The organism is Corynebacterium tuberculostearicum SK141 (assembly GCF_000175635.1).
In the GTDB taxonomy this organism is placed as follows: domain Bacteria; phylum Actinomycetota; class Actinomycetes; order Mycobacteriales; family Mycobacteriaceae; genus Corynebacterium; species Corynebacterium tuberculostearicum_C.
The window spans coordinates 77,620-86,536 of sequence record NZ_ACVP01000008.1 but is presented as its reverse complement, the minus strand read 5'-3'; the positions used below and the strand labels follow the sequence as shown (position 1 = coordinate 86,536).

Below are 8,917 nucleotides of genomic sequence, written 5' to 3'. Positions count from 1 at the left end.
CCCAAGAAAGGGAAGAGGACGGAACACCACCGTCCCCTTCCCTTTTTCCACGTTTTACGGAAGCCGTCGTTGCGCGACGACGCTTGGTCACACTCGTTCATTGCCCTTAGACGTCGTTATGCTGCACGTGCTTGCCTGGGGGAGTAGTAGGCAACGAACCCTCAACCTTTGCTTTTACCCCCGCTGTTGGTTGTGGTGCGACTCTGGGGATCCCTGCAGGTTTAGGGTATCCTATTCGAACATAAACACCCCCACCCGAGGCACATGTCCACTAGTCGGGATACTATAAAGGCACTCGTTAGAAAACACATACGACTACTGTTCTTCTCTGCTGGAGTGCCCCGTCCATGACTGCCACACTCACCCAACCCGAACCAGATACCACCCTCGACTACCCAGACACCCTCCTCATTTCCGATCACCCCGATACCGGTCCCCTAGACGATGGTGATGTGCCGGAAGCGTTCTACACCACCAACGCACCCGGCAACCACATCGGCAAAGCCGGCACCTACACCCGCAAAACCTCCTGGTTCCTCTACCGAGCCATCCTCCCCCAACTAGACGAGGATGTTGACCTGAGCCTTATCAGCCTCGCCAAAGACCTCGGCATCTCTTACTTCAAGCTTCTAGGCTTCCTGCGCGCTCACTTCCGCATGCGGCAACTACCCCTCGTTACGCAAGTCCAAGGCCAGCACTGGATACTCGACCTGACCAAACTGCGCATCATCGACCGCGAACTCACCCGCCTAGAAGACAACCCAGACCACCTCGAAGCCATCGACGCCGCACTCGCAGACTTTCTGACCCCCACCACACCCAACCAAACAGTCCCCACCGACGCCGACCTTCGCCGCTTCATTCGCACCTTCATCGACACCCACCTGCGCCCCGAAGACAAAGAACAACAACCCGAACCGCGTCTGCGCATCAACTACAACCCGGATAACACCACCACACTATCTTTGACCTGCGATAGTGCCACCGCCACCATCATCGCCCGCCACATCGACGCCTACACCAACCAGACCACCACCACCGCAGCACAAGCACTCATCGACCTCATCTTGGAAGACGCCCACACCAGTGTTGCCATCAACACCTTCACCACAAACGAGAAAGCCAACCTCGTCTTCCACCCCGGTGCCGGATGGATAAACCTCAACCATGCCCCCACAGACAACACCTTCATCCACCGACTCTTAGCCGACGAGGCAGACTCGTACACCCCCACCACCGACATCCGCGCCTACACCCAAGGCAGAGACGCTACCTGCCGCTGGCCCGGCTGTACCGTCCCCGCCACCCGGTGCCAACTCGACCACCGCATCGAATACCACCTCGGCGGGCCAACCAGCCCAGACAATTTAGTAAACCTCTGCCAACACCACCACAACATCAAAACCGACCGCAGAATCCATTACATCCTCGACCCGATTACCGGCACCATCGCCTGGCTCCACCACGACGGTACCTACCAACTAGACCACCCCACCGGACCACTAGCCACACACCAAACCCACTGGAACCACACCTGGGCCCAATACCTCACACACCAACAACAACGAACACAGAGAAAGGAGGGCTAGGAAGTAGGCCGGAGCCCGCAGTGTGAGACCCACGAGAACGGTGGTGCCGGGCTCTCGTATGCCGTTTTCCTCCTCAGGGATGATGTTGGCCGGAGGCCACGGTCGCTAGACTTAAATAGGTAATTTCCCATTTACAAGGAGAATTTGTCTCATGAATGATGCTGCGGCTCGCGCCGTTGACTTGTTTAAGCAATACGGAAGCGATGACACAGCTGTCGTCGCTCTTGATCATGTATCCATTGAATTCGGCAAGAACGAATTCACGGCGATCATGGGCCCATCGGGTTCCGGTAAGTCGACGCTGATGCACACCATGGCTGGTCTCGATTCAGCGACCTCCGGATCAGCATTTATCGGTGATACCGATATGTCGGCGCTCAATGACAAAGACATTACGGCCCTGCGTCGTGACCGGCTGGGCTTTATTTTCCAGTCCTTTAACCTTGTGCCCACGCTGACTGCGGCGGAAAACATTACGCTGCCTACGGATATTGCGGGTAAGGGCGTCGATAAGCAGTGGTTTGAGGAGGTCACTAGCCGCCTTGGCCTTGCGGAGCGCCTGGAACACCGCCCAGCTGAATTGTCTGGCGGACAGCAGCAGCGCGTGGCCTGTGCTCGTGCATTGGTTTCTCGGCCAGAAATCATCTTCGGCGATGAGCCAACGGGCAACCTGGACTCGAATTCTTCGGCCGAGGTGCTCGACATTTTGCGAACCGCGGTGGATAAGGACGACCAAACAGTGGTCATCGTGACACACGATGCCAAGGCCGCCTCATATGCGGACCGGGTGGTTTTCCTTGCTGACGGCAAGCTAGTGAATGAGTTGCACAATCCGACGATGGAGGCCATTCACCAGGTAATGGCGGAGATTGAGGGCTAAATGGCACGCGGAAACGCAATGCGCAGAGTGTCTCTGCGTAATATTGTGGCGCATAAATTGCGCCTTGGGCTGACGATTCTCGCGGTGGTTTTGGGCACCGCGTTTATCGCCGGCTCGTTCATGTTCACCAATTCGCTAAAGTCTACGTTTGACTCCGCCGTGGACAATCAGTTCCGCGGCGTGGATGCAGTGGTGAGCCAAAAGGACGACAATGGCGCGAAACTGGATGACAAACTGCGCCAGAAGTTGGCTGACGATAAGGATGTCAAGAACATCAATATCGCGGATTCGGAGACCGTTGTCGTGGCCGATGAGAACTCGGAGGCTTATCAAACCCAGGGCGGCACGGCCAGTGTTGTCCCGTTCTACCCGGAAGACAAGGTCGTTGGTGGCGCCGATGAGCTGAAGGAGGGCGAGGAGCCTAGCGGTAAGGACGAGGTCCTCATCAACTCTTCCGCGGCCGACAAGTACGACATTTCCGTGGGGCAGAAGCTGACTGTGGTTCACCCCGATGAGCAGGATACGGTTACCGTTTCTGGCATCTCGGAGCCTGCGGTAGACCAGGGCGAGAGCATCGTACTGAGCATGGCTGAAAAGGATTACCTGGAGCGCTACGGTGATCCGAGCCAGCTCAAGGTCTCGGCAGCCGATGGAGTGGATGCGAATGCCTTGGTGGACCACCTGAACGAGAAATATGAAGTCAAGGCGGAGTCGGGTGAGCGCCTGGCTGAGGAGACCTCGGAGATGATGTCCTCTGCCTTGAAGTTCATCAATTACTTCCTCATCGCGTTTGGCCTGATTGCGCTGCTGGTGGGCACCTTCATCATTGCTAATACCTTCTCGATGATTGTCGCGCAGCGCACCAAGGAGTTTGCTCTCTTGCGTGCGCTGGGTGCTTCCCGTCGCCAGATTACAAACTCGGTGGTGGTGGAGTCCGCCATTGTTGGCGTTCTGGGCTCCATTGTTGGCGTGATTGCGGGTATGGGTTTGGTCGCAATCATTAAGGCAGTCATGAGCGCGCAGGGAATGTCACTCGATGGCGGCTTGGGCCTGAGCGTTTCGGCCATCGTAGTTCCAATTATTTTGGGCACCATCGTGACGGTTGTATCCGCGTGGGCGCCGGCACGGCGCGCGGGCCGCGTACAGCCGGTGGAGGCAATGCGCACTACCGAATCTGCTTCCGGAACTTCGCTGAAGGTACGCACGATTTTCGGTGCCATTATCTTGCTGGTGGGTATTGTTGCGGCGTTGGCAGGCGTGCTTTCCGACGGCGAAACCAGCGTCCGCGCCATCCTCGTCGGCGTCGGCGCATTCGGCGTCATCGTGGGATTCTTCTTAGCCGGCCCTGCTTTGTCGTTGCCTTTGGTGCCGACGGTGGGCAAGGCAATCGGGGCACCGTTTGGCGCTATTGGTTCACTGGCGGCGACCAACTCGCGTCGCAATCCGCGCCGTACGGCAGCCACCGCATTTGCGCTGACCTTGGGCGTGGCCCTAGTGACCGCCATTGGCATGCTTGGCGCAACTATGAAGTCTTCTGTGGCCGATACCGTGGAGCAGAACATCACTTCTGATTACCTGCTTTCTGGCCCTAGCTCCGGTGAATTCCCAACACCGAAGGACACTGGTAAGCGTGCGGCTGAGGCCGAGGGTGTAGATAAGGCCATCACCATCGGTATGGCTCCAGTAACCGTGGATGGTCAAGCATCGATGGATTATGGTCCGCAATTCCAACAGACGATGACCGCGGATGGTGATCCATCGTCGATGATTGCGCTCGACATGGTAGAGGGCGATGCCAACTTGGATAAGGGATTCATTGCTACCGAAGACTTTGCCAAGGAACACGGCTGGAAGGTAGGAGAGACCTATAAGGTAGCTTCTGCGGAAAAGGACAAGAAGGCCGAGGCCAAACTGGTCGGCATCTTTAAGCCCACCGAAGTGGTGCAGAATATGGTGCTCTCGCAGGATGTGGCTGAAAATGTCGCACCGGAGAAATCCTTTACCGTCCAAATGGTGGGCGTCTTGGGTCAAGAAGGCTATGACAAGGAAGAACTGCGCCATAACCTGGAGGATGCGGTCAAGGATTTGGTCGTGGTTCAGGTTAATTCTGGCGAGGAGTATGCGGGCCAAGCCGCCGGATTCATCGACCAGATGCTTTCCATCTTGTATGGTCTGCTTGCCCTAGCAGTGATTATTGCCGTGCTGGGTATTGTTAATACCTTGACCTTGGGTGTTATTGAGCGACGCCAGGAGATTGGTATGTTGCGTGCCGTGGGTACGCAGCGCCGCCAGATCCGTACGATGATCACTCTTGAATCGGTGCAGATTGCGCTCTTCGGCGCGGTGATGGGCATCCTTATCGGCCTCGGCTTGGGCTGGTCCTTCATCGAGATCCTCGGTGATGAGGGATTGGATTCCGCGCAGATTCCGTGGGCGATGGTGCTCATTATGCTGGTGGGATCGGCCATCGTTGGCATTATCGCGGCCGTCTGGCCGTCGAACCGTGCGGCAAAGACGCCGCCATTGGAGGCAATCGCGGACTAGGTATACAGCTAATGGTCTCATTCTTCGCGCGGAGAATGAGACCATTTTGCTTATATGCCGTGATAAATGCGGGCCGCCCAGATGGTGCCGCGCCAGGCTAGAACGATGCCGAGGCCAATGGTCCAGAAGAGGTACTTACACAGTCGCCACCACTGCTTGCGTTTGGTCATCTCGCCCAGTTCCTTCGCCAATGTGGACCAGGTAGATAGGCCACCGGCGAGGCCGAGGGCGAGGAAGGGGTGGAGAAGGGGGACGTCGGCAAGCTGGGTGAAACCATAGGCCAGGCCAAGGGCTAGGGAACCCAAAATATTCGCCACGAAGGTGCAGTAGGGGGCGGGGATAAGCCGGGTAAAGCCATAGCGCAGGCTGCCGCCGATGAAGCCGCCGAGAAGGACGCAGAGAAGATTCATCGCAGCTTGTCACCTGCCAGGTAGCCGCCCACGCAGCCGATGATGGTGGCAAGGACATAGGCCAGGGCCACGGTCCAATGGGCCTCGGAGGTCAGGAAAGCGAAGGTGGCGAAGCTGGTGAAACCGCCGAGCACGCCGGTGCCCCAAAAGGGGCCGGGGCGGAAGTAGCCCATGAGGGCACTGCCGAGGATATTGATGACGAGCAGCGGGAGCATGCCGCCGCCGAGCGCGGCGGAGAGGAGGTACCTGGCTACCGCGCCGAGCGCAGCGCCAGCACCCACGACGAGGAACTGAGGCATGCGGCCTATGTTACTTCCAGTCCATCCCCTGGGACTTTACGAACACGCGCACCTCATCCACTGGCTTATTGAGCTTGGGGTCAAAGGCTAGGTAGGCCTTGGTTTCGCGGGCCACGAGGCCGGAGAGCAGGAGCAGGCCAATGAGGTTCGGGATGGCGATGAGGCCATTAGCTAGGTCGGAGAAGGTCCAAGCGAGCTCGAGCTCCGAGACGGAGCCGACAAAGAGCAGGCACGCGAAAAACATGCGGTAGGGGATAGAAGCCTTGCGGCCGCAAAGGGACTCCAAGGAACGCTCGCCGTAATACGCCCAGGCCATGATGGTGGAAAAGGCGAAGAAGATAATGGAGAGCGAAACGATGGTGCCACCCCAGTCACCTGGGAGTACGCGAGAAAAGGCCTCGGCCGTCATGATTCCAGCCTCGTCGCGGCCCATATCCCAGGTACCGCCCACCACAATGACCAAGCCGGTGATGGTGACCACGATGATGGTGTCAATGAAGGTCTGGGTCATCGATACCAACCCCTGGCGCGCCGGGTGCGGGGTCTTGGCAGCCGCGGCGGCGATGGCGGCGGAACCCATGCCGGATTCATTGGAGAAGATGCCGCGGGCAACACCGTATTGGATGGCCATCATGATGGTGGAGCCCACGAACCCGCCACCCGCGGCGGTGCCGGTGAAGGCATCGCTGAAAATCATCGCAAAGGCGGCGGGGATCTCCGCGGCATGCGAGAAGATTACATAGAGCCCGCCCAGGACGTAGACGATGATCATCAACGGGACGAAGGCGGCGGTAATGCGCCCGATGGCGTGGATTCCGCCGAGGAGTACGGATCCCACCAAGACGAAGAGGATTGCACCGGTGGCCGCTGGGGCGATACCGAAGGTTGATTCCATATTGGTGGCCACAGCATTGGCTTGGGCGAGGTTGCCGATGCCAAAGGAGGCGCAAATTGCAAAGATGGCAAAGAATACTGCGAGTACCGATCCGAGTGGTCCGGGGATGCCACGCTTTAGGTATTGCTGCGGCCCGCCGGACATCTCGCCCTTGGAATCCGTGGTGCGAAAACGCACACCCAGGTAGGCCTCGGTGTACTTGGATGCCATGCCCACGAGGCCGGTAATCCAGATCCATACCAGTGCGCCAGGGCCGCCGATCGACAACGCGGTGGCCACGCCCACGATGTTTCCCACGCCTACGGTAGCGGCAAGGGCGGTGGTCAGCGCCTGATAATTGGAAATATCACCCTCGGTGGACTGTTCGTCAGGGTCTGTGGCAAAAACGTGACGCGTCGCGCGGCCCAGCGCTCGGAATTGGAGTCCTCCCAAACGAATGGTCAGCCATAAGCCGGTGCCCAGTAGGAGGGGAATGAGGATGAATGGTCCCCACACCACGGTGCTGATGGCGGAGAGGATGGAATTAAGCGAGTCCATTCTGCAAATCTAGCGAACTATAGAAATGGAGTAAATTTGCCTATACCCCCAGCCGGGGGAATATTCGTCCTGCGCAACCACGGGAGAGCGGGCAAGCTGGAATTGCATACCACCCCAACCCTTCAAGGAGCACGCCATGGCCCACGAGCGCGCCGGTACGCTGGCACAGCCCACGGATCTTATTGATATCGCAGAATTGGTCACCGCCTACTACACCCGCACCCCAGATGCGGAGGACCCGGATCAGCAGGTGTCCTTCGGTACTTCCGGCCACCGCGGCTCAGCGCTCGATTGCGCCTTTAATGAGGTTCATATCCTAGCGATTACCCAGGCCATTGTGGATTACCGCGCGGAACAAGGCGTTGCTGGGGCGATTTTCATCGGCCGAGATACCCACGCGCTGTCCGAGCCTGCCATGGTCTCCGCCCTTGAGGTGCTGCTGGCCAATAGGGTGGAGGTTCGCGTCGATGATCGCGGCCGCTACACGCCGACCCCAGCGGTCTCCCACGCTATCCTGACTCACCCCGGCACCGATGGCATCGTGATTACTCCGTCCCATAATCCTCCCCGCGATGGCGGCTTCAAATACAACCCGCCTACCGGTGGCCCGGCCGACGCTCAGGCCACGGATTGGATTGCGGGCCGCGCGAACGAGTACCTGCGCGCCGGGTTGGAGGGCGTGAAGCGGACGTCTGTCGCGGGCGTGCTGGACGAGCGCTGCGTGAAGCACGACTACGTGCACAACTACGTGGCTGACCTGAAGAACGTGGTGGATATGCAGGCCATTAAAGATTCCGGCCTGCGCATCGGTGCCGATCCCATGGGTGGCGCCTCCGTGGACTATTGGCAGGCCATCGCTGACCACTACGAGCTCAACATGACCGTGGTGAATCCGGAGGTGGATTCTACTTTCCGCTTTATGACCTTGGATACGGACGGCAAGATCCGCATGGATTGTTCCTCGCCGGATGCTATGGCCTCGCTTATCGACGCCCGCTCTAACTTTGACCTCGCCACCGGCAACGACGCCGATGCGGATCGCCATGGCATTGTCACTCCCGATGCGGGCTTGATGAACCCCAATCACTACCTTGCCGTGGCTATCGAGTACCTCTTTAGTCACCGCCCGCAGTGGGGGAGCGCCGGTGTGGGCAAGACTTTGGTGTCCTCCTCCATGATTGACCGCGTGGTGAAAAGCTTGGGACGCGAATTGGTGGAGGTTCCCGTCGGCTTCAAGTGGTTTGTGCCGGGATTGGTCGAAGGCACCATTGGCTTCGGTGGCGAAGAATCCGCCGGTGCGTCTTTCCTCCGCTTCGATGGCTCCGTGTGGTCCACCGATAAGGATGGCATCATTATGGACCTGCTCGCCGCGGAGATCACCGCGGTGACGGGCAAGACACCGTCTCAGCGCTATGCGGAGCTGGCGGAAAAATTCGGTGCCCCAGCCTATGCTCGCACCGACGCCCCCGCGAACCGCGAGCAGAAGGCCATCCTCAAGAAGCTGTCTCCGGACAAGGTCACCGCAACGGAACTGGCGGGCGAGGACATCGTGGCCAAGCTGACGGAGGCGCCCGGCAACGGTGCGGCCATTGGCGGCCTGAAGGTAGCGACGGAAAATGCCTGGTTCGCCGCTCGTCCTTCCGGCACGGAAGATAAGTACAAAATCTATGCCGAGTCTTTCTTGGGTGAGGAACATCTCAAGCAAGTGCAAGCAGAAGCACAGGGAGTTGTTTCCCATGTTTTAAAGGGTTAACGCTAAACTC

General features: G+C 58.6%; 7 protein-coding genes. 4 read left to right on the top strand and 3 right to left on the bottom strand.

Annotation, left to right across the window (positions count from 1 at the left end; translation table 11 throughout):
• The first annotated feature begins 347 nt into the window (after positions 1-347).
• From CORTU0001_RS03290 to CORTU0001_RS03280, 3 genes are all read left to right on the top strand, one after another.
• Entirely contained in the window at positions 348-1,589 is a 1,242-nt protein-coding gene (locus tag CORTU0001_RS03290; RefSeq protein ID WP_005327354.1) for an HNH endonuclease signature motif containing protein, read from the top strand.
• Between the two features lie 151 nt (positions 1,590-1,740).
• A complete protein-coding gene (locus tag CORTU0001_RS03285) occupies positions 1,741-2,469 on the top strand; it encodes an ABC transporter ATP-binding protein (RefSeq protein ID WP_005327352.1) in 729 nt (242 codons plus the stop codon).
• Complete coding sequence (locus CORTU0001_RS03280; protein ID WP_005327350.1) at positions 2,470-5,013, top strand: ABC transporter permease; 2,544 nt, start codon at positions 2,470-2,472, stop codon at positions 5,011-5,013.
• Between the two features lie 50 nt (positions 5,014-5,063).
• Here the strand turns inward: CORTU0001_RS03280 and CORTU0001_RS03275 are convergent, their stop codons facing one another.
• From CORTU0001_RS03275 to CORTU0001_RS03265, 3 genes are read right to left on the bottom strand one after another with little or no spacing between them, the layout of a single operon-like run.
• Positions 5,064-5,423, bottom strand: a complete 360-nt coding sequence (locus CORTU0001_RS03275; protein WP_005327348.1) for a fluoride efflux transporter FluC — start codon at positions 5,421-5,423, stop codon at positions 5,064-5,066.
• The gene (locus tag CORTU0001_RS03270; protein WP_005327346.1) at positions 5,420-5,722 is read right to left on the bottom strand and encodes a fluoride efflux transporter family protein; all 303 of its coding nucleotides are present in this window, start codon (positions 5,720-5,722) and stop codon (positions 5,420-5,422) included. Before CORTU0001_RS03270 ends, CORTU0001_RS03275 begins: the two co-directional genes overlap by 4 nt.
• Before the next feature lie 10 nt (positions 5,723-5,732).
• Positions 5,733-7,154, bottom strand: a complete 1,422-nt coding sequence (locus CORTU0001_RS03265) for an alanine/glycine:cation symporter family protein (protein WP_005323911.1) — start codon at positions 7,152-7,154, stop codon at positions 5,733-5,735.
• A gap of 136 nt (positions 7,155-7,290) precedes the next feature.
• Here CORTU0001_RS03265 and pgm point away from each other — a divergent pair, with 136 nt between their 5' ends.
• The gene (pgm, locus tag CORTU0001_RS03260) at positions 7,291-8,907 is read left to right on the top strand and encodes a phosphoglucomutase (alpha-D-glucose-1,6-bisphosphate-dependent) (RefSeq protein WP_005327344.1); all 1,617 of its coding nucleotides are present in this window, start codon (positions 7,291-7,293) and stop codon (positions 8,905-8,907) included.
• Positions 8,908-8,917 lie beyond the last annotated feature (10 nt).

Coding starts and splice junctions, on each gene's coding strand:
- CORTU0001_RS03290 (WP_005327354.1), top strand. CDS start 348: ATGACTGCCACACTCACCCAACCCGAACCAGATACCACCCTCGACTAC.
- CORTU0001_RS03285 (WP_005327352.1), top strand. CDS start 1,741: ATGAATGATGCTGCGGCTCGCGCCGTTGACTTGTTTAAGCAATACGGA.
- CORTU0001_RS03280 (WP_005327350.1), top strand. CDS start 2,470: ATGGCACGCGGAAACGCAATGCGCAGAGTGTCTCTGCGTAATATTGTG.
- CORTU0001_RS03275 (WP_005327348.1), bottom strand. CDS start 5,423: ATGAATCTTCTCTGCGTCCTTCTCGGCGGCTTCATCGGCGGCAGCCTG.
- CORTU0001_RS03270 (WP_005327346.1), bottom strand. CDS start 5,722: ATGCCTCAGTTCCTCGTCGTGGGTGCTGGCGCTGCGCTCGGCGCGGTA.
- CORTU0001_RS03265 (WP_005323911.1), bottom strand. CDS start 7,154: ATGGACTCGCTTAATTCCATCCTCTCCGCCATCAGCACCGTGGTGTGG.
- pgm (WP_005327344.1), top strand. CDS start 7,291: ATGGCCCACGAGCGCGCCGGTACGCTGGCACAGCCCACGGATCTTATT.